The following is an 18,692-nucleotide window of genomic DNA, read 5'->3' as shown; positions in this document are numbered from 1 at the left end:
GGTCAGAAGATGTCGGGGATAGCGCAGGCAAGCGCCTTCTTCATGACAGTCGGCAAAGCTTCGCCTGAAATGTCGTCACGGGTCGACCACCAGCCGATGTTGGTCGCAGGCCTTTCGGAGAGCTCGGCCCGGTAGACGTCGAGCCGCAATTCGAAATGGGTGAAGACGTGCTTAATCGTGCCGGCAAGAGTCCAGGCAGCCGGGAACGGCGCGGCATCGACCGACGTATCCCCATCGAGACGCGCGGTGAATTCGGAGGTCGGCACCTCGCTCATGCCGGCCAGCAGACCCGTGCCGGGGCGCTTGCGCAGCAGTATAGCGCCGGCGGGATCGACCGCGACGAAGGCAGCAGCACGCCGGACCGGCTTTTCCTTCTTGGCCGCCTTCAATGGAAATCGCTCCGGATCACCATCGCGAAGCGCCATACAGCGGTCGCGCAGCGGGCAAAGGATGCAGGATGGCCGTCGCGGCGTGCAGATTGTCGCACCGAGATCCATGGTCGCCTGGGCAAAGTCTCCTGGACGGTCGTCGGGAACCTCCGTCGCCACCAGCCTCCGAATTTCGGGCTTGGCGGCGGGCAGGGGCGTTTCGATGGCGAAGAGCCGGGTGAAGACCCGCTCCACATTGCCGTCGACGACGGGCTCGGCGCGGTTGAAGGCGATTGCAGCCACGGCGCCGGCCGTATAGTCGCCGATGCCCGGCAGCGAGCGGAGCCCTGCAGCGTCCGGTGGAAACGCGCCGCCATGATCGTGCACGACCGCTTCAGCCGCGCGCTTCAGATTGCGGGCGCGCGAGTAGTAGCCGAGCCCTGCCCAGGCCTTCAGCACGTCTTCTTCATCGGCCGCGGCGAGATCGGCGACCGTTGGCCATAGCGCCAGAAACTTCGCATAGAATGGTCCGACGGCCTGCACGGTTGTCTGCTGCAGCATGATTTCAGAGAGCCACACCCGGTAGGGATCGGCGCGCTCGCCCGCCTGCTGCCGGTCGGGTGTGACCCGCCATGGCAGCTCGCGGTGGTGCCTGTCGTACCAGGCGAGAAGGGCATCGGCGATGCTCTCGGACGGAGCGGATTGCGCAGCGGACCGGGCCATTCAGGCCAGCCTTTCGGCAGCGGTGCCGATCCTGTAAGGGTGGGGGGATTGAAGCTTCATCACCGGCTCGATACCACGGCCTTCAGCCGCTTTCCACGGGAACGACAAGCCGCGATGCGACGCAAAACGCTCTTCCAGATCGCCGAGATCGCCAATGGTCTCGTCGATCCGATCCTTGCCAAGCGGGCGGGCATCAACACGATGCTGCTCGGCTCCTGGGAAGATATTGCCGGGCCGGAATTTGCGGACTGCACGAAGCCAGAAAAGATCGTCTGGCAGCGCCGCGCAAGCGAAGGACAGGCGGATGGCGGCTTCGAGCCCGGCACGCTGGTTGTCGCCTGCGAAGGCGCACGCGCCTTGTTTCTCAGCCATCAACTGGGTGAGTTCATCGACAGGATCAACGGCTTCTTCGGCTTTCCGGCGGTGCAGCGCATCAAGATCGTCCAAAAGCCGGTAACACCGTTGAACCGGCCGAAGCGACGGGCCCCGCCGCTGCCGCAGGACAAGGCCCAGCATTTGTCGAAAATGCTGGGCGACATCGAAGACGATCGACTGAAGGCTGCTCTGGAAAAGCTTGGCAGGGCTGTGATGACCCAGAAGAAGCACGGCTGAGGTGGCGATAGGCTCACGCCTTGTTGAAGCGCGGCGATTGAGGCTCTCTTGTTCCGCCACAATTGTCACTATATCGGTCGGTACCACCGCAGACATGTGAAAAAGGGTTGATTGCCTCATGACGAACCGCATCGCGACGCCAACCGCCAAGCGCCAGACAATCGCGCGCCTCGCCGCCGTGAGCCTGATGGCGCTCGCCGTCGCGGCCTGCGCCGATGAAGCCAACTCGCAGACGGCGACGAACGAAGCGCCGATCGAGCTCGCACAGGCCGACACCGGTTCGGCCGCTGCCGTCGAAGCGCCTGCATCGCAGGGCAGCGTCGATATGGAAGCCGTGCTCGAGGAAGGCCCGCTGCCCGAGATGTTTCTGGGCGAGGCCGATGCGCCGGTAACCATCGTCGAATACATGTCTTTGACCTGCCCGCACTGCGCGTCGTTCCATAACGAGACCTTCGATGCGCTGAAGACGAAGTATATCGACGGCGGCCAAGTGCGCTTCATCGTGCGCGACTTCCCCTTCGATCCGCGCGCTGCCGCCGGTGCGATGCTTGCTCGCTGCGCGCCAGAGGGACAGTATTTCCCGATGGTCGACATGCTTTTCGAACAACAGTCGAGCTGGGCTGCTGCACAGGATGCGCGCGGCGCCCTGCTTCAGATTTCGCGGATGGCCGGTTTTACACAAGAGTCCTTCGAGGCTTGCTTGACGAACCAGGAACTTCTGGATGATGTGAATGCCGTCAGGCAGAAAGCCGCAGAGGAATTCCAAGTTCAGTCTACGCCGACCTTCATCATCAACGGCGAGCGCTATGCCGGGAACATGTCGATTGAGCAGATGTCCGCAATCATCGACGCCAATCTCTGACCGCACAATTTCATTCCCGGAAAAGGCGGATGCGCTCGCGCGTCCGCCTTTTTATTTGATGGCAGCGCTCGTCTTGCGGGACCGTGACGGATGAAGTTCACCAAGCTTCGCCTGATCGGCTTCAAATCCTTCGTGGAGCCTTCCGAATTCATCATCGAGCGCGGGTTGACGGGTGTCGTCGGCCCGAATGGCTGCGGAAAGTCCAATCTGGTGGAAGCGATCCGCTGGGTGATGGGCGAAAACTCCTACAAGAATATGCGCGCGTCCGGCATGGACGACGTGATCTTCTCGGGATCCGGCAATCGCCCGGCACGCAACACGGCTGAAGTTGGCCTCCACCTCGACAATTCGGACCGCACGGCACCGGCCGGTTTCAACGATCACGACGAAATTCAGGTCACGCGGCGCATCGAGCGGGAGGCGGGGTCCGTCTACCGGATCAACGGCAAGGAAGCGCGCGCCAAGGACGTGCAACTGCTTTTCGCCGACGCCTCGACCGGGGCGCGCTCGCCTTCCATGGTGGGGCAGGGCCGCATCGGCGAGTTGATCCAGGCCAAACCGCAGGCCCGCCGCCAGCTTCTGGAAGAGGCAGCCGGCATTTCCGGCCTGCATTCGCGCCGCCACGAGGCTGAGCTGCGCCTGCGAGCCGCCGAGACGAACCTCGAACGTCTGGACGACGTGACCGGTGAATTGCGCAGCCAGATTGACAGCCTGAAACGACAGGCGCGGCAGGCAAACCGGTTCAAGCAACTGTCCGCCGACATCCGCGCCGCCGAGGCGACGCTGCTGCATATCCGCTGGATAGGCGACAAGAAGGCCGAGGGCGAAGCCCAGTCCATTCTTGCGCAGGCGACGAGCACGGTGGCCGAGCGGGCGCAGGCGCAGATGGAAGCCGTGAAGGCGCAGGCGATCGGCGCGCACCGGATCCCAGAACTGCGCGACGCGGCTGGAAAGGCAGGCGCTGCGCTGCAGCGGCTCGAAATTGCAAGGACGCAGCTCGACGCCGAAGTCGATCGCATCACGCGGCGTCGCGAAGAGCTGCAGCAGCGGTTGGCACAACTCGTTCGCGACATCGCCCGTGAAGAAGCGCTCATCACCGACAACAAGGGTGCAATCGCAAAGCTCGATGCCGAGCAGGCCGAACTGAAATCGTTGCTGGCCGCATCCGTCGATCTCGAAACACAGGCGAGAGCTGCGGTCGAACGGACTGCGACCGCTTTGACTGAAGCTGAATCGGTCGTCGCCGCGATCACGGCCGAGCGGGCGGAAGCTGCGGCGGCGCGCAACCAGCAGGAGCGCAGTCTGCGCGACCTGACCGATCGGGAAACCCGTACGGCCGGGCAACTGCGTTCCATCGAGAAGGAACGCGACGAGATCAACGGGAAGATCGCAGGCTTGCCCGATCCGGAAGCGAAACGGCAGGCGCTGGAGGCTGTGCTGGCAGAGGCGGAGACCCTGCGGCTGCAACTGGTCGACGCGGAAACCGTACTGGAGCAGGCGCGCGAGCGCGAGCCACAGATGCGCGGCCCTCTCGACAAGGCCCGCGCGGCGCTGAATGCCGTTGAGACCGAGGCGCGCACGATCCGCAAGATGCTGGCAGGCGGAGCGGGTAGTGGCGCCTTCCCAGCCGCCGTGGAAAGCATGCGGGTGGACCGGGGCTTCGAGAAAGCCCTTGGAGCGGCGCTTGGTGACGATCTCGACCAGCCGCTCGACGAGCGCGCGCCCGCCCATTGGCGTTTCACGGGCGAGGGGGAGGCTGACGGAGATCTGCCGGAAGGCGTTCGGTCACTCGCAAACCATGTCGATGCACCTCAGGCGCTGGCGCGACGGCTGCGGCAGGTGGGGCTCGTCGAAGCCTCGGACGGGCCGCGTATTCAGGCACTGTTGAAGCCCGGGCAGCGGATCGTGACCCGCAACGGCGCTCTGTGGCGGTGGGATGGTTTTGTGGCCGGCGCGGACGCGCCGACGGCCGCGGCACTCAGGCTCGAGCAAAAAAATCGGCTGGCCGAGCTTGATGCCGAGGCGGTTGCCGCCTCCGAGGAGGTCAAGAAGGCGGAGGCTGCGTTCGATGCCGCCAAGACTGCTGTCCAGCTGGCCACGGAAGCGATGAAACTCCTGCGCGGCAAGCGCGACGAGATGGCACGGCAGGTCGATCGTGCCCGCGACGCATCGCAGGACGCCGAGCGTGCCGCCGGCCAGTTCGCGAGCCGCAAGGCGGTGCTCGATGAAACCCATGCGCAGACATCCGCCACGCTCGCCGAACTGAGCGAAGCGCTGGCGGCAGCCAGGGCGCAGCTTGCCGAGGCGCCGGATCTGTCGGCCCTCGATCAACGCTTGTCCGCCGCAACGCTCGTGCTGGCACAAGGCCGTACGGCCGCGGCCGAGGCGCGGTCGCGGCACGATGCGGGGTTGCGGGAAAAAGAAGCCCGCGGACGCCGCATCGAGGCGATCGACGGCGACCGCAAGGCGTGGATGGAACGCGCGGCGGGCGCCGAAGCCCATATCGCGGAGCTCAAGAAGCGGCAGGAAGAAGCAAGCGCCGAGGCCGCGACGCTTGATGCATCACCCGACGATCTGGAAGAAAAGCGGGTGGCACTTCTTGGGCAATTAAAGGAAGCCGAGAGGCTGCGGCGCGAGGCGCGCGACCGGTTGAACGAGGCCGACGCAAGGCAGAAGAAGCTCGATCAGGCTGCCAATGATGCGCTTTCCGCGCTGGCTTCCTCGCGCGAGGAGCGCGGGCGAGCGGAAGAGCGCCTGCACGCCGCGCGGGAACGACGCGAGGAGATCGAGGCGCGCATCCGCGATGCGCTCGGCTGCCATCCGCACGAGGCCATCCGGCATACCGGGCTTGGTCATGACCAGCCATTGCCCGACGCGCTGGTGACCGACCGAAGGCTGGAGCAGCTGAAGGTGGATCGCGAAAGGCTCGGCGCCGTCAATCTTCGGGCGGAGGCGGAAAGCCAGGAACTTTCTGAGCGGCTGGATCAGATCGTCGGCGAGCGAGAGGACGTGATCGAGGCGATCCGCAAGCTGCGGGGCGCCATCCAGAGCCTCAACCGCGAAGGCCGCGAGCGTTTGCTGGCCGCATTCGAGGTGGTGGACCAGCAGTTTCGCCGCTTGTTCACCCATCTCTTCGGCGGTGGGACGGCGGAGCTCCAGCTCGTCGAATCTGACGATCCGCTGGAGGCTGGGCTCGAAATTCTCGCCCGGCCGCCCGGCAAGAAACCGCAGACCATGACCCTGCTGTCCGGCGGCGAGCAAGCGCTGACGGCAATGGCGCTGATCTTTGCGGTGTTCCTGACCAACCCGGCGCCGATCTGCGTGCTCGACGAGGTCGATGCACCGCTTGACGACCACAATGTGGAGCGCTTCTGCAATCTGATGGACGAGATGGCGGCATCGACCGAGACCCGCTTCATCCTCATCACCCACAATCCGATCACCATGGCGCGCATGAACAGGCTGTTCGGCGTAACCATGGCCGAGCAGGGCGTGTCCCAGCTCGTGTCCGTAGACCTCGAAACAGCCGAGCAAATCCGCGAAGCGAGCTGATCGCTTCAATTTGAGCCTTCGCATTTCCTGAAGCGCAACACCTGCTCCGGCACGATACACCCTGGTCAGCGGTGGTTGTCGGAGAGCATGATGCTTCCAGACCAGCGGCGCGAGCCGCGACGGCGATGCGATTTTGATGTCCAAATCAGGCATGGCGAGCGCGCTCATCGCGGCCGTGCCTTCGATCTGTCGCGCACGGGAATATCCATTCGGATAAGCGCCTATGCTTCGCTCAACAAGGGCGATGAGATCGATATTCACGCGCCGGAGCTTGGCTGGCTGCAGGGCCGCATCGTCTGGCGATCGCCGCAGCGCATCGGCGTGATCTTCAAGCGGTCGACCAACACGACCGCCAAGGTCGAGTCGTTCTTCCGGTCAAGGGCGCTTGCCCGCGCCTGAGCGGCCAGTGTCATCCAGGTCTTCTCTTCAGACGATGGTGCACACCACCAAAGACACCGTTTATTCCGGCGCCGATATTCTATAAGCGCACTGCAGACGGTTCGACGTCCAACGGGAGAAGCTGGATGGCAAAGTGGGTCTATGGTTTCGGCGACGGCAAGGCTGAGGGCAGCGCGTCCGACCGCAATCTCTTGGGAGGCAAGGGCGCCAATCTCGCCGAGATGTGCGGTCTTGGCCTTCCCGTGCCCCCCGGTTTCACCATCACGACCGAGGTCTGCAAGTGGTTCTACGACCACGGCAAAGCCTATCCGGAAACACTTGAGGCCGATGTCGATGCCGCTCTGGCATCCGTCGGCCGCTCGGTCGGCCGTGAGTTCGGTGGCCAGGAAAAACCGCTCCTGCTCTCCGTGCGATCCGGCGCGCGCGCATCCATGCCGGGCATGATGGACACCGTCCTCAATCTTGGCCTCAACGACGAGACGGTCATCGCTCTCGCCAAGGATGCCGGTGACGAGCGCTTCGCCTATGACAGCTATCGCCGCTTCATCCAGATGTATTCGAGCGTCGTTCTCGACGTGGATCACGAGCACTTCGAGGAAATCCTTGAAGACGCCAAGGCAACGCTTGGCTACGAGCTGGACACGGATATGACCGCCGCCGACTGGCAGGGCGTGATCACCCGCTTCAAGGCACTGGTCGAGCAGGAAACGGGCGCACCGTTCCCGCAGGAACCATCCGACCAGCTTTGGGGCGCGATCGGCGCGGTATTCTCGAGCTGGATGAACGCCCGCGCGATCACCTACCGCCAGCTCCACAACATCCCTGCAGCCTGGGGCACGGCCGTCAACGTGCAGGCGATGGTGTTCGGCAATCTCGGCAACACTTCGGCCACGGGCGTCGCATTCACGCGCAATCCATCGACCGGCGAGAAGCGACTTTACGGCGAGTTCCTCGTCAATGCGCAGGGCGAGGACGTCGTGGCCGGCATTCGCACGCCGCAAGACCTAACCGAGCAGGCGCGCATCGAATCGGGCTCCGACAAGCCATCGCTCGAGAAGCTGATGCCCGACACGTTCCGCGAGTTCACCTCGATCTGCGATCGGCTGGAAGCGCATTACCGCGACATGCAGGATGTCGAGTTCACCGTCGAGAGCGGCAAGCTCTGGATGCTGCAGACCCGATCCGGTAAGCGCACCGCGAAAGCTGCGCTGAAAATCGCCGTCGATATGGCGGCGGAAGGCGTGATTACGCCGAACGAGGCGGTCTGCCGCGTCGATCCGGCGTCGCTCGACCAGTTGCTGCACCCGACGATCGATCCGGGCTCGACCCGCGATGTGATCGCCAAAGGCCTGCCGGCATCGCCGGGTGCGGCGACGGGCGAGATCGTGTTCACCTCCGAAGATGCCGTCGCCAAAGCCAAGGAAGGCCGTCCGGTGATCCTCGTGCGCATCGAGACGAGCCCCGAGGATATCCACGGCATGCATGCCTCGGAAGGCATTCTGACGACACGCGGCGGCATGACGAGCCACGCGGCCGTCGTTGCCCGCGGCATGGGAACGCCTTGCGTATCGGGTGCAGGCGGCATCCGCGTAGACATGAAGGCCGAAACGATCCAGACGCCATCAGGCTTGCTGAAAAAGGGCGACGTCATCACGCTCGACGGTTCGACCGGCCAGGTCATCCGCGGCAAGGTAACGATGCTGCAGCCGGAACTTTCCGGCGATTTCGGTAAGCTGATGGAATGGGCGGATGCGGCGCGGCGCATGAAAGTGCGCACCAACGCCGAAACGCCTGCAGACGCGAAAGCCGCGCGTTCATTCGGTGCCGAAGGCATCGGGCTTTGCCGCACCGAGCACATGTTCTTCGAAGGCAAGCGGATCGTCGCGATGCGCGAGATGATCCTCGCCGACAACGAAGCAGGTCGCCGCGAGGCGCTCGCCAAGCTCTTGCCGATGCAGCGTTCCGATTTCGTCGAGCTGTTCGACATCATGGCGGGCCTGCCGGTGACGATCCGGCTTCTCGATCCTCCGCTGCACGAGTTTCTGCCGAAGACGGACGAAGAAATCGCGGAAGTCTGCGAGGCGATGGGCGTTGCCGAGGACCTGTTGCGTGAACGCGTCGAGGCGCTGCACGAATTCAACCCGATGCTCGGCCATCGCGGCTGCCGCCTGGCAATCTCCTATCCCGAGATTGCCGAGATGCAGGCGCGTGCGATCTTCGAGGCGGCCGTCGAAGCTGCCGGCAAGGCGGGCGAGATGGTCGTGCCGGAAGTCATGGTGCCGCTCGTCGGCCTGAAGAGCGAACTGGACTTCGTGAAGGCGCGCATCGATGCCGTCGCCGAAGAGGTGATGGCGGAAACCGGTGCCCGCTTCGACTATCTGGTCGGCACCATGATCGAGTTGCCGCGCGCAGCGATCCGCGCCGGCTCGATTGCCGAGACCGCGGAGTTCTTCTCCTTCGGCACTAATGATCTGACGCAAACGACCTTCGGCATTTCGCGCGACGATGCCGCCACCTTCCTGCAGACCTATCAGCAGAAGGGCATCATCGAGCAGGACCCGTTCGTGTCCATCGACATCGACGGTGTTGGCGCGCTCGTTGAAATCGCCTCGAAAGCGGGACGGGACCGTCGGCCGGACATCAAGCTCGGCATCTGCGGCGAACATGGCGGCGATCCGTCGTCGATCACGTTCTGCGAGGAAACGGGGCTCGACTATGTGTCGTGTTCACCGTTCCGCGTTCCGATCGCACGGCTTGCAGCAGCGCAAGCCTCGATCCGCGGCGCACAGGCCGAATAGTCGCCACGCTTCGATCCAGCCGGGGTGTCGCACTAGGTGCCCCGGCGACATCTTGGAACGGCAGTGCGTATCAGAGCGACCGGAAGCGGTCGCAATAGTCCTTCACCCAGGATACAGGCTTGGTGCCGAAGCGCCATTCCGTGCCCCACCGCTTTGCACCGTCTTCGAGAAGCAGCGAGTGGTAGTCCGGGCGCCCGTGGAAAGTCAGCACGCTGAAGTTTCGCGGGCGGGCAGGGGTGGTGAAGACATAGTTCAGCGGCCAGTGCCAGGCACAATGCCGCTTGAAGCTGCCGCACCAGGAGTTCGGCCAATAGTGCCGACCCTTGGCATGCGCATCGATGAAGATCTGGTCGTTGTGATATTGTCTCATCACGCCGTCCGGATCCTGCTTGAACATCGACCAGAGATGCGTCTGCTCGCCCACGCGAAAGCCTACCACAGATGAATTCGAGCCCCGGTTCGGCCGCCAGTTGACGGGCAGCGCACGCCAGATCGTCGGATTCCATTCGCGGATGACGTGAAGCCCACCGACAGAGGTGATGCGATCGAACATGCGCGCGAGATTGCCGGTGATCATGACATCGAGATCGAGGAAGAGGACCGGCGTTCCCTTGGCCAGGATGTCGGGAATGAACATCAAAAGCTTGGGAAACATGCCGTGCGTCCAGACCGATCGGTCGATTGGCATGTCGGGGATTGGGCGCGTTTCGATCGTGTTCAAAAGTCCGCCGGTCTGGTCCGTGAAACACAGGAAGCGGAATTTTCGCCCGCCCATCTGGCTCTCAGCGGCCCGGTAGAGCGTGTTGACATAGTCGGCCCCGTATCGATCGCCCCATTTCAGCGTGAGGATCGTGGGATCGGCAGTGATGGACGTAACGTTCAATGGAGCGCACCCGAATAGAGCAGAGCGGGCCGGCCGGTCGGTGTTCGGCAAGCCACAGAGATGGGCTCAGCGGCGCTGTGGAGGCGTCGGGGAGTCAGTGATGCGGCACATAGCACCAGCGCCCCGCAAAATGAACGGAAATATGCCGTTGCGACCGCTTGGAGACCGCTATTGCCGTGTAAAAGTGTGTGTCGGGCTTAAAAATGCTGGTGAAGCGTCAAGAAAGCTTCGGCGAAGCGGGCAAGATCTGCCGTTTCCTCCGTGACCATGTCGACGCTGACCGACGAGCCGTCTTCGCTGAGAACGACGAAGACGATCGTGCCGCCCGCTCCGATCGGCATGCTGAGGGCCGCGATACGCTGCTTGCCGTCCAGAATACCGGAAGCCGGCAGATCGAACAGGTAGGTGCCGCCAAGCGCCCGCGTGACTTCGCGGACACTGTCGGCGAACCCGTTAGCACCTGGCTGTGCACTGTCGAGCGCCATTTCAAGTTCGAGAAGATCGAGGGCGTAGTCGCGCGGCGGTCGCGGCAACAAGGGTGCTGAACTAGCGGCAACGCCGGCCGCAGCCGACGGGATAACGGTCCCCATAGGTCTCTCCGTACCTAAACAAACCAGCCCGCCCCGCAAGCTTTCGCCTACGCCTTCAAACATTTCTGCAAAGCTTGGCTTAACTGTGGCAGCAAGAGCTTGCATGTGGCTGACACGATGGGCGGGAGTCGGATAAGAGCAGACAGGGGCAGGCAAGGAGAAGCAGTTGATCCGGACGGCGGTGCGATATGAACGGCCACGGTCGCGAAGCGGGGCGTGGGCTGGCCGCATGGGCGTGTTCGCGATTCTGCTCTTCGGTTTCGCCGCGACGGGCCAGCGCTTCGGCATGCTGCAGACCGACAATTTCGTCGCCATTGCCGGCTTGTCCCTGGTGTTCGCCGCGGTCGCGTTGCTGCTCGGGCTTATCGGCTTATGGCGGTTATGGTCCGTCGGCGCCAAGGGGGGCAGATCGTCCTTCTGGGGCATCATGCTGGCGCTGGCGGTGGTCATCCCATCGGCGATCGGAGCGGCCCAGTTCATCGAAAAGCCCTATCTGCACGACATTTCGACCGACAGCGTCGACGAGCCACAGTTTCTGCGCGAGCCGGTGTTCGTGCGAAGCTGGCTGTCCCGGATGGTGCCGCCTCGGCAGGAGCCGACCCTGGCGGTACGGGCCGCCGCCTATCCGGAGCTGACCGGTCGCCGCTATGAAGGCGCGATCGACCGTGTGTCGACGGCTGTTGCGACCGTGCTCGACCAGCGAGGTATCGCGATCGTCGAGACAGACGGCTTCAATCCGGTCGTTACCCCCGAATTGCTCGAACCTCTCGACGAAGAAGAGATCGAGGAGAGCGCCGTTGGCAGTGCGCCGCCGCCCGAAATCCTGAACCCGCCGCTGCCCATGCCCGCGCCGCGCGACCCCGTTTCTGCCGCGCCCTTGCTCCGTCCTTCGCGGGTGGTGATCCAGGGCGAGGCCTCCACGCCGGTGCTCGCGATCAAGTCCGACGTCGTCATCCGGTTGATCGAGGAAGCGGAAACGACGCGCGTCGACATGCGGTCCTCCACGCGCTACGCCGGGCATGATCTGGGGTTGAACGCACGCACGATCGAGCGCTTCCTGACGGCGTTGGATGCCGAACTGCTGGGCGTCGCGGTCGATTAGCATCGCGTCGCTGGGCGATGTAAAGGAATGTCGGTGATCCGATTTCATCAGGGGACGCATGCATGAATCGGTTCACAGGTGGGTGCTTGTGCGGCAATGTCCGGATCGTGGCTTCGGGAGAACCCTACCGAATTGGTCTTTGTCACTGCCGCGACTGCCGCAAGCATCATGGCGCTCTGTTCCATGCATCTGCAATTTTCCCTCAAGATGCAGTGTCTATCGAGGGCGAAACACAAAGCTATGCTGGGCGGTTCTTCTGTCCTCGCTGCGGGTCGTCCGTTTTCGCTCGCAGCGCGGACGAGATTGAAGTGAGCCTCGGAGTTCTCGACGATACCGACCAACTGATCCCGACCTACGAACTCTGGACCATCCGTCGTGAGTCGTGGCTGCCGCCGTTTCAGCTTGCCAAACGATATGAAGGCGATCGTGATGGAACGGGTCGCGAAGAGTAGGATCTGAGTATTTCGGGGGTTTCCGTAGCCCAGCTCGCGTGATCGAATATCGCTCTCGAAACTGCATGTCCGGGGTCATCTCCGGTCTCGATCATCACGATCTGCATGCCGGCGATGCGCATCAGGGTTTCTTTATGCCGCGCGGTACACGGTAACGCATCAGGCCGGCAGATAGATCGCATCGATGGCCGGGGGGCCGTCGGTGGTGACGGCGCCGCGCGCCACGAGGTCTTCCAAATGGGCAAGCACGGAGAGAGCGGCTGCACCGTGAAGACGCTTGTCTGTGTCTCGGTAAATCACCGCCACGATATCGGCGACCGTGCGGTCGCCTTGACGGACCCGCTCGAGGATCGCCGTTTCGCGCATCCGCCGATGGGTCTTGAGCCCCCGCAGGAACGCGCGCGGCTTGAATACCGGGCCGCCATGCCCCGGCAGATAGAGACGGTCGTCGCGCTCAAGCATGCGATCGAGAGAGGCCATGAAATCGGACATTGCCCCGTCGGGCGGGGCGACGATGGTCGTTGCCCACGCCATCACGTGGTCGGCCGAAAACACCACGCCATCTTCCAACGCGAAAGCGGCATGATTGGCCGTGTGGCCCGGCGTGTGGATCGTCGTCAGGCGCCAGCCGTCGCCATCGATGACCGCACCGTCTTCGAGCGAGAGATCCGGTATGAACTCCATGTCCGACGCCTCTTCGAGCGGATTGACCTCGCCGAGATAAAGGGGCCGGGCTGCCCGGTGCGGGCCCTCGGCAACGATCGTTGCGCCCGTTTCTTGCGCAAGGCGCCGCGACAGCGGTGAGTGATCCCGGTGCGTGTGGCTGACGGCAATGTGGCTGACCGGTCGGCCAGCGATGGCCGCAAGGAGCGCCTGATAATGCGATTCGATCTCAGGACCAGGATCGATGACGCACAGCGTCTCCTTGCCGACGATATAGCTGTTCGTGCCGTGAAAGGTGAGGGGCCCCGAATTCGGCGCGGTGATCCTGACCACACCATCGGCCACCGGCACGGGCGTCCCATGGGCGGGCTCGAACTTGGTATCGAAGGTGAGGGCCATCAGCGTTCTTTCGGGGAGCCTTCGGGGAGGATGGTTGCCGCTCCTCGCCCTTCACAATATAGGAGGAGTCACGGTATTCGGCGATCGACGCTCAAGCCCATTTGCATGAGGAACCATTCATGGCAACCGCACTGACCTCCCGTTCTCTCGTTTCAACCGCGTTGCCGCAGTCCGGCACCGGCCGCACCGTTGCGCAGATCATGCTGGCTGTCGCCGGCACGTTGCTCCTGACGGTTTCCGCCAAGGCCAAGGTCGTGTTCGGACCGGTCGACCTGTCGCTGCAGACGCTTGCCATCTTCCTGATTGCGGCAGCCTTCGGCATGCGCCTCGCGGTGGCGACGCTCGTTCTCTATCTCGCCCAGGGCGCCATGGGCCTGCCCGTCTTCCAGAGCACGCCAGAGAAGGGCATCGGCATCGCCTACATGCTCGGCACGACCGGCGGCTACCTCGCCGGTTTCGTCGTCATGGCGGCAATCGTTGGCTGGGCAGCGGATCGCGGCTGGGACCGCAACCCCTTCAAGTTCTTCGGTGCGATCGTTGTGGCCGATGTCGTCATGCTCGCCATGGGCTTTGCCTGGCTGGCACTGCTGATCGGTGCCGAGCAGTCCTGGCAGTTCGGCGTCGTTCCGTTCATCGTGCCGGACCTGATCAAGGCTGCGCTCGCAGCTTCGATCGTGCCGGCAATCTGGGGCCTGATCGCCAAGTTCAGCCGCTGATCCAGGCCAAACGACACAGATTTGGGGGAGGCCGCGCGGTGCGTGGCCTCCTTTTTCGTGACAGGCTGCAAGAATAACTTTCCGAGCCCATCGGCAAACTCGCAATAAAATCTCTCGGATCACGCTGCGGCTTTCGATAGCGTGCAGCCAATTGGAGGAGCCGGGGCCGGTGAAAAACGGGCCCCGGTCCTTCTGCATTTCGACCGGTCAGGCCTTATGAACAAACCTCTTTCCCATCTCGAACGGCTCGAAGCGGAGTCGATCCATATCTTCCGCGAGGTCGCGGCGACCTTTCAGCGCCCGGTCATGCTTTATTCGGTGGGCAAGGACTCCTCCGTCATGCTGCACCTGGCGATGAAGGCGTTCTACCCCGCCAAGCCGCCGTTCCCCTTCCTGCACGTCGACACGACCTGGAAGTTCCGGGAAATGATCGAGTTTCGCGACCGCATGGCGCGCGAGCGCGGCTTCGATCTCGATGTGCACATCAACCAGGATGGCGTGGAGCAGGGCATCAACCCGTTCGATCACGGCTCCAACACGCACACCCACATCATGAAGACCGTCGCGCTTCGCCAGGCGCTCGACGCCGGGCGCTATGACGCCGCCTTTGGCGGTGCGCGCCGCGACGAAGAAAAGAGCCGGGCGAAGGAGCGTATCTTCTCCTTCCGCAATTCCAGCCACGCCTGGGACCCGAAGGGCCAGCGGCCGGAGATGTGGAAGATCTACAACACGCGCGTCGGCCAGGGCGAATCGATCCGCGTCTTCCCGCTCTCCAACTGGACCGAACTCGATATCTGGCAGTACATTCTCGCCGAAGAGATCCCGATCGTGCCGCTTTATTTTGCCAAGAAGCGCCCGGTCGTCGAGCGCGACGGCATGCTGATCATGGTCGACGACGATCGCATGAAGCTGCAGCCTGGCGAGAAGATCGAAGAGAAGATGGTGCGGTTCCGCACACTCGGCTGCTATCCGCTGACCGGTGCGATCGAGTCGGAAGCCGACGACCTGCCAGGCATCGTGCGTGAAATGCTGATTGCGCGCACCTCCGAGCGGCAGGGTCGCCTGATCGACCGCGACGAATCGGGCTCCATGGAAAAGAAGAAGCGCGAGGGATATTTCTGATGCGCGCCACAGCGATTTCAGAGGCAACGACGAACGATGCGACCGGCGATGCCGCCGCAACCGTTGCCGATTACCTTGCCAAGCAGGAAAGCAAGTCCTTCCTGCGCTTCCTCACCTGCGGCTCGGTGGATGACGGAAAGTCGACGCTGATCGGGCGTCTGCTCTACGACACCAAGCTGATCTTTGAAGACCAGCTCGCCGCGCTCGAGCGCGATTCGAGGAAGCACGGCACCACGGGCGAAGACATCGACTTCGCGCTGCTCGTCGACGGCCTGGAGGCCGAGCGCGAACAGGGCATCACGATCGACGTGGCCTATCGGTTCTTTGCGACCGACAAGCGCAAATTCATCGTCGCCGACACGCCCGGTCACGAGCAATATACCCGCAACATGGCGACCGGCGCTTCCACGGCTGATCTCGCCATCGTGCTGATCGATGCGCGCCAGGGGATCCTCACCCAGACGCGGCGCCATTCCTTCATCGCGTCGCTGCTCGGCATTCGCCACATCGTGCTGGCCGTGAACAAGATCGACCTGGTCGACTTCTCGCAGGAGCGCTTCGAGGCGATCCGGCGCGATTACGAGATTTTCGCCGCATCGCTCGGCTTCCGCTCGATTACCGCGATCCCGCTGTCGGCGCGCTATGGCGACAACGTCACCCAGCCATCGGAGAACATGCCCTGGTACGACGGTCCGTCGCTGCTCGGGCACCTCGAGACGGTGAATGTCGACGACGATCTCGCTGGCAAGCCGTTCCGTTTTCCGGTGCAGTTCGTCAGCCGGCCGCATCTGAATTTCCGTGGCTTCCAGGGCCAGGTCGCGTCCGGCCGCGTTGCGGTCGGGGACACCGTCGCCGTGGCGAAATCGGGCGTGACGACCCGTATCAAGCGCATCGTCACCATGGCGCCTGACGGCACCGATCTCGATCTTGACCAGGCGCGCGATGGGCAGAGCGTGACCTTCGTGCTGGCAGACGAAGTCGACTGCTCACGCGGCGACATGCTGGTCGATCCGCAGGCGGCGCCGGTGATTGCAGACCGGTTCGATGCGCGCCTCGTCTGGTTTGCCGAGCGGGCGCTTGTTGCTGGTCGCCAGTACATTCTGCGCACCGAGACCGACCAGACAGCCGCCGCCGTGGCCGTGCTGCAGAACCGCATCGACATCTCGAAGCTCGAAGAGGTGAAGGCCGACACGCTCGCCTTGAACGACGTAGGGACCGTGACGATTGCTGCCCAGCGGCCGATCGCCTTCGATCCCTATCGCGCCAACCGGGCAACCGGCGCCTTCATCCTGATCGACCGCATTTCCAACCAGACGGTTGCGGCCGGCATGATCACGGCGCAGGCAAGTGGCTCTGCTGGCCAGCACCGCCTCTTCGACGTGACGCAGAAGGACCGCGCCGCCATCAAGCACCAGAAGCCGGCGATCCTCTGGTTCACCGGACTTTCGGGAGCGGGCAAGAGCACGATCGCCAACACGCTCGAGCGACGCCTGCACGGCCTTGGCCTCCACACTTACGTGCTGGATGGCGCCAATACGCGCCAGGGTCTCAATCGTGGGCTTGGCTTCGACGCCGCCAGCCGTCGCGAGGAGGTTCAGCGCATCGCCCATGTGGCGAAGCTGATGGCGGATGCCGGCCTGGTCGTGATGGCCTCCTTCATCTCGCCGCTGCGCGAAGAGCGCCAGATCGCCCGCGACATCGCCGGGGACAACGCGTTCCTCGAAATCTTTGTCGATGCCGATTTGCAGGATTGCATGCAGCGCGATCCGAAGGGGTTCTACAAGCTCGCACTCGAAGGTGAACTGAAGCATTTTACCGGCGTGGACGAGCCCTACGAGGCCCCGGATTCGGCCGATGTGCATCTGCGCGTCAAGGGCCGCACGCCGGAAGAACTGGCAGCCGAGATCGAAGCCGCCTTGAAGGCAAAGGGCCTGCTTTAATAAACCCGGCGGGTGGACCGGCGTGATGGAAGCGGCAACGATAAGTGACTGCTTCCATCGAAACCAAGCGTTAACCACGACCCCGTATTCAGTTAACGATTACGGGGACCAGGTTTTTCGGGGGCGTCATGTCGATCACACGCAGAGGCATTCTTTTCGGGATGCCACTCTTCTTGGGCGCCTGCACGGCGTCGTCGGAATATCAGACGGCCCGGCTGAACTATGCGGCGCTGCCGGAGGAGCGTTTCCCGTTGGACGCCGTGCCGCTGCAGGAGATCGATCCCGAACTCCGCCGCCAAGAAGTCGCGTTCGATGGCGATTATGAAGCCGGCACCGTTGTGGTGAACACGCCTGAGCGTCGGCTCTATTACGTGCTCGGCGGGGGCAGGGCGCTGCGCTACGGCATCGGCGTCGGCCGCGAAGGACTGGCACTGCGCGGAAACGCCACCGTCGGACGCAAGGCCGAATGGCCGAATTGGACCCCGACGGCGAACATGATTCGGCGTGATCCACGCAATCTGCAATTCGCATCCGGCGTCCCCGGTGGGCCGACCAACCCGCTTGGCGCCCGCGCACTCTATCTCTACCGCAACGGCCGCGACACCATGTTCCGCATCCACGGCACCAACCAGCCGCGCTCGATCGGGCAGGCCATGTCGAGCGGCTGCGTGCGCATGCTAAATCACGACGTGATCGATCTTTACGACCGCGTCCCGACCGGCAGCCGAGTCGTGGTGATCCAGGCCTGAACAGTCGCTTCCTGCGAGATTATCGAGGCATCGTTCGGCCAACGATCGATCCTGTGAAATTTGTGATCCGCTCTTGATTCCTGCCGGGATCAAGGTAAACCGGCCACGGTCGCATTGCCCGACGGGCAAGCCGCCATTGGGGCGTAGCCAAGCGGTAAGGCAGCGGTTTTTGGTACCGCCATTCCCTGGTTCGAATCCAGGCGCCCCAGCCATATACCTTCGTGCCATACTTTCCGGTTTCGCGCAGACGGCTTAAGGCTGTTGCCTTGATTGGACGATGGAGAGCGTGATGGCGGGTCTTTACTACGAACAATTCAGCGTCGGCCTGACGTTCGACCATGCGATCCGGCGCACGGTAACCGAGATGGACAATGTCCTGTTTTCGGCGATGACCCACAATCCGGCGGCGCTGCATCTCGACGAGCACTACTGCCAGACGCAGACGGAATTCGGCCAGCGGATCGTCAACAGCGCCTTCACGCTGGGACTGATCGTTGGCATTTCGGTGGGCGACACGACGCTCGGCACCACAGTTGCCAATCTAGGCTGGGACGAGGTGCGTTTTCCGCGTCCACTCTTCCACGGCGACACGGTCCATGTGCGTTCGACGGTGCACGAGATGCGCGAAAGCCGCTCCCGGCCGGAATGCGGGATCGTCATCTTCCTGCATGAAGGGTTCAATCAGAAAGATGAATCGATCGCCACGTGCAAACGCTCGGCACTGATGCTGCGCAAACCGATGGAATGAGCGGGCGGGGACTT

16 protein-coding genes and 1 tRNA gene are annotated in these 18,692 nt (G+C 63.3%); 13 read left to right on the top strand and 4 right to left on the bottom strand.

Translation table 11 applies throughout. From position 1 onward, the window contains the following. Positions 1-2: 2 nt before the first annotated feature. The gene (mutY, locus tag D5400_RS17105) at positions 3-1,091 is read right to left on the bottom strand and encodes an A/G-specific adenine glycosylase (protein ID WP_126011115.1); all 1,089 of its coding nucleotides are present in this window, start codon (positions 1,089-1,091) and stop codon (positions 3-5) included. A gap of 114 nt (positions 1,092-1,205) precedes the next feature. Between mutY and D5400_RS17100 the strand changes: the two genes are divergently transcribed. From D5400_RS17100 to ppdK, 5 genes are all read left to right on the top strand, one after another. Then, on the top strand, positions 1,206-1,703 hold the full coding sequence (locus D5400_RS17100; protein WP_126011114.1) for a DUF721 domain-containing protein: 498 nt from the start codon (positions 1,206-1,208) through the stop codon (positions 1,701-1,703). Positions 1,704-1,821: 118 nt separating this feature from the next. Next, a complete protein-coding gene (locus D5400_RS17095; RefSeq protein WP_245451334.1) occupies positions 1,822-2,565 on the top strand; it encodes a DsbA family protein in 744 nt (247 codons plus the stop codon). A gap of 90 nt (positions 2,566-2,655) precedes the next feature. After that, a complete protein-coding gene (gene smc, locus D5400_RS17090) occupies positions 2,656-6,117 on the top strand; it encodes a chromosome segregation protein SMC (protein ID WP_126011113.1) in 3,462 nt (1,153 codons plus the stop codon). 87 nt (positions 6,118-6,204) lie between these two features. Next, positions 6,205-6,516, top strand: a complete 312-nt coding sequence (locus D5400_RS17085; RefSeq protein ID WP_126011112.1) for a PilZ domain-containing protein — start codon at positions 6,205-6,207, stop codon at positions 6,514-6,516. Between the two features lie 125 nt (positions 6,517-6,641). Continuing rightward, positions 6,642-9,314, top strand: a complete 2,673-nt coding sequence (gene ppdK, locus D5400_RS17080) for a pyruvate, phosphate dikinase (protein WP_126011111.1) — start codon at positions 6,642-6,644, stop codon at positions 9,312-9,314. 70 nt (positions 9,315-9,384) lie between these two features. Here the strand turns inward: ppdK and D5400_RS17075 are convergent, their stop codons facing one another. After that, on the bottom strand, positions 9,385-10,197 hold the full coding sequence (locus tag D5400_RS17075; protein WP_126011110.1) for a hypothetical protein: 813 nt from the start codon (positions 10,195-10,197) through the stop codon (positions 9,385-9,387). Between the two features lie 197 nt (positions 10,198-10,394). Further along, positions 10,395-10,787 (bottom strand): hypothetical protein, encoded by a 393-nt coding sequence (locus D5400_RS17070; protein ID WP_126011109.1) that lies wholly within the window; start codon positions 10,785-10,787, stop codon positions 10,395-10,397. A gap of 229 nt (positions 10,788-11,016) precedes the next feature. On the opposite strand from D5400_RS17070, the gene D5400_RS17065 reads away from it, so the two are divergent. Together D5400_RS17065 and D5400_RS17060 are read left to right on the top strand one after the other, a co-directional pair. Then, positions 11,017-11,889, top strand: a complete 873-nt coding sequence (locus tag D5400_RS17065; RefSeq protein ID WP_126011108.1) for a DUF1499 domain-containing protein — start codon at positions 11,017-11,019, stop codon at positions 11,887-11,889. A 62-nt stretch (positions 11,890-11,951) separates the two neighbouring features. Next, positions 11,952-12,341 (top strand): GFA family protein, encoded by a 390-nt coding sequence (locus tag D5400_RS17060; RefSeq protein ID WP_126011107.1) that lies wholly within the window; start codon positions 11,952-11,954, stop codon positions 12,339-12,341. A gap of 159 nt (positions 12,342-12,500) precedes the next feature. Here D5400_RS17060 and D5400_RS17055 read toward each other — a convergent pair whose 3' ends face one another. Beyond that, complete coding sequence (locus D5400_RS17055) at positions 12,501-13,403, bottom strand: MBL fold metallo-hydrolase (RefSeq protein WP_126011106.1); 903 nt, start codon at positions 13,401-13,403, stop codon at positions 12,501-12,503. A 119-nt stretch (positions 13,404-13,522) separates the two neighbouring features. On the opposite strand from D5400_RS17055, the gene D5400_RS17050 reads away from it, so the two are divergent. The 6 genes from D5400_RS17050 to D5400_RS17025 all read left to right on the top strand — a co-directional run bounded on the left by D5400_RS17050 (position 13,523) and on the right by D5400_RS17025 (position 18,678). Next, positions 13,523-14,119 carry a biotin transporter BioY gene (locus D5400_RS17050; protein ID WP_126011105.1) on the top strand — a complete coding sequence of 199 codons (597 nt, stop codon included), beginning with the start codon at positions 13,523-13,525 and terminating at the stop codon, positions 14,117-14,119. A 216-nt stretch (positions 14,120-14,335) separates the two neighbouring features. Beyond that, on the top strand, positions 14,336-15,241 hold the full coding sequence (cysD, locus tag D5400_RS17045; RefSeq protein ID WP_126011104.1) for a sulfate adenylyltransferase subunit CysD: 906 nt from the start codon (positions 14,336-14,338) through the stop codon (positions 15,239-15,241). Next, positions 15,241-17,181 carry a sulfate adenylyltransferase subunit CysN gene (cysN, locus tag D5400_RS17040; protein WP_126011103.1) on the top strand — a complete coding sequence of 647 codons (1,941 nt, stop codon included), beginning with the start codon at positions 15,241-15,243 and terminating at the stop codon, positions 17,179-17,181. Before cysD ends, cysN begins: the two co-directional genes overlap by 1 nt. A 128-nt stretch (positions 17,182-17,309) precedes the next feature. Beyond that, entirely contained in the window at positions 17,310-17,930 is a 621-nt protein-coding gene (locus tag D5400_RS17035; protein WP_126011102.1) for a L,D-transpeptidase, read from the top strand. 137 nt (positions 17,931-18,067) lie between these two features. Further along, positions 18,068-18,142: transfer RNA gene (locus D5400_RS17030), tRNA-Gln, on the top strand. A gap of 77 nt (positions 18,143-18,219) precedes the next feature. Next, positions 18,220-18,678: a MaoC family dehydratase gene (locus D5400_RS17025; protein ID WP_126011101.1), complete on the top strand. Its 459-nt coding sequence runs from the start codon at positions 18,220-18,222 to the stop codon at positions 18,676-18,678. Positions 18,679-18,692 lie beyond the last annotated feature (14 nt).

The sequence above is a fragment of the Georhizobium profundi genome, from assembly GCF_003952725.1.
Taxonomy (GTDB): domain Bacteria; phylum Pseudomonadota; class Alphaproteobacteria; order Rhizobiales; family Rhizobiaceae; genus Georhizobium; species Georhizobium profundi.
This window is presented reverse-complemented; position numbering and strand designations above follow the sequence as displayed.

Excerpts from the sequence above, each read along its gene's own strand:
- D5400_RS17085 (WP_126011112.1), top strand. The coding sequence starts at position 6,205 with ATGATGCTTCCAGACCAGCGGCGCGAGCCGCGACGGCGATGCGATTTT.
- smc (WP_126011113.1), top strand. The coding sequence starts at position 2,656 with ATGAAGTTCACCAAGCTTCGCCTGATCGGCTTCAAATCCTTCGTGGAG.
- D5400_RS17050 (WP_126011105.1), top strand. The coding sequence starts at position 13,523 with ATGGCAACCGCACTGACCTCCCGTTCTCTCGTTTCAACCGCGTTGCCG.
- ppdK (WP_126011111.1), top strand. The coding sequence starts at position 6,642 with ATGGCAAAGTGGGTCTATGGTTTCGGCGACGGCAAGGCTGAGGGCAGC.
- D5400_RS17070 (WP_126011109.1), bottom strand. The coding sequence starts at position 10,787 with ATGGGGACCGTTATCCCGTCGGCTGCGGCCGGCGTTGCCGCTAGTTCA.
- D5400_RS17060 (WP_126011107.1), top strand. The coding sequence starts at position 11,952 with ATGAATCGGTTCACAGGTGGGTGCTTGTGCGGCAATGTCCGGATCGTG.
- D5400_RS17065 (WP_126011108.1), top strand. The coding sequence starts at position 11,017 with ATGGGCGTGTTCGCGATTCTGCTCTTCGGTTTCGCCGCGACGGGCCAG.
- D5400_RS17055 (WP_126011106.1), bottom strand. The coding sequence starts at position 13,403 with ATGGCCCTCACCTTCGATACCAAGTTCGAGCCCGCCCATGGGACGCCC.
- cysD (WP_126011104.1), top strand. The coding sequence starts at position 14,336 with ATGAACAAACCTCTTTCCCATCTCGAACGGCTCGAAGCGGAGTCGATC.
- cysN (WP_126011103.1), top strand. The coding sequence starts at position 15,241 with ATGCGCGCCACAGCGATTTCAGAGGCAACGACGAACGATGCGACCGGC.
- D5400_RS17095 (WP_245451334.1), top strand. The coding sequence starts at position 1,822 with ATGACGAACCGCATCGCGACGCCAACCGCCAAGCGCCAGACAATCGCG.
- D5400_RS17035 (WP_126011102.1), top strand. The coding sequence starts at position 17,310 with ATGTCGATCACACGCAGAGGCATTCTTTTCGGGATGCCACTCTTCTTG.
- D5400_RS17025 (WP_126011101.1), top strand. The coding sequence starts at position 18,220 with ATGGCGGGTCTTTACTACGAACAATTCAGCGTCGGCCTGACGTTCGAC.
- mutY (WP_126011115.1), bottom strand. The coding sequence starts at position 1,091 with ATGGCCCGGTCCGCTGCGCAATCCGCTCCGTCCGAGAGCATCGCCGAT.
- D5400_RS17100 (WP_126011114.1), top strand. The coding sequence starts at position 1,206 with ATGCGACGCAAAACGCTCTTCCAGATCGCCGAGATCGCCAATGGTCTC.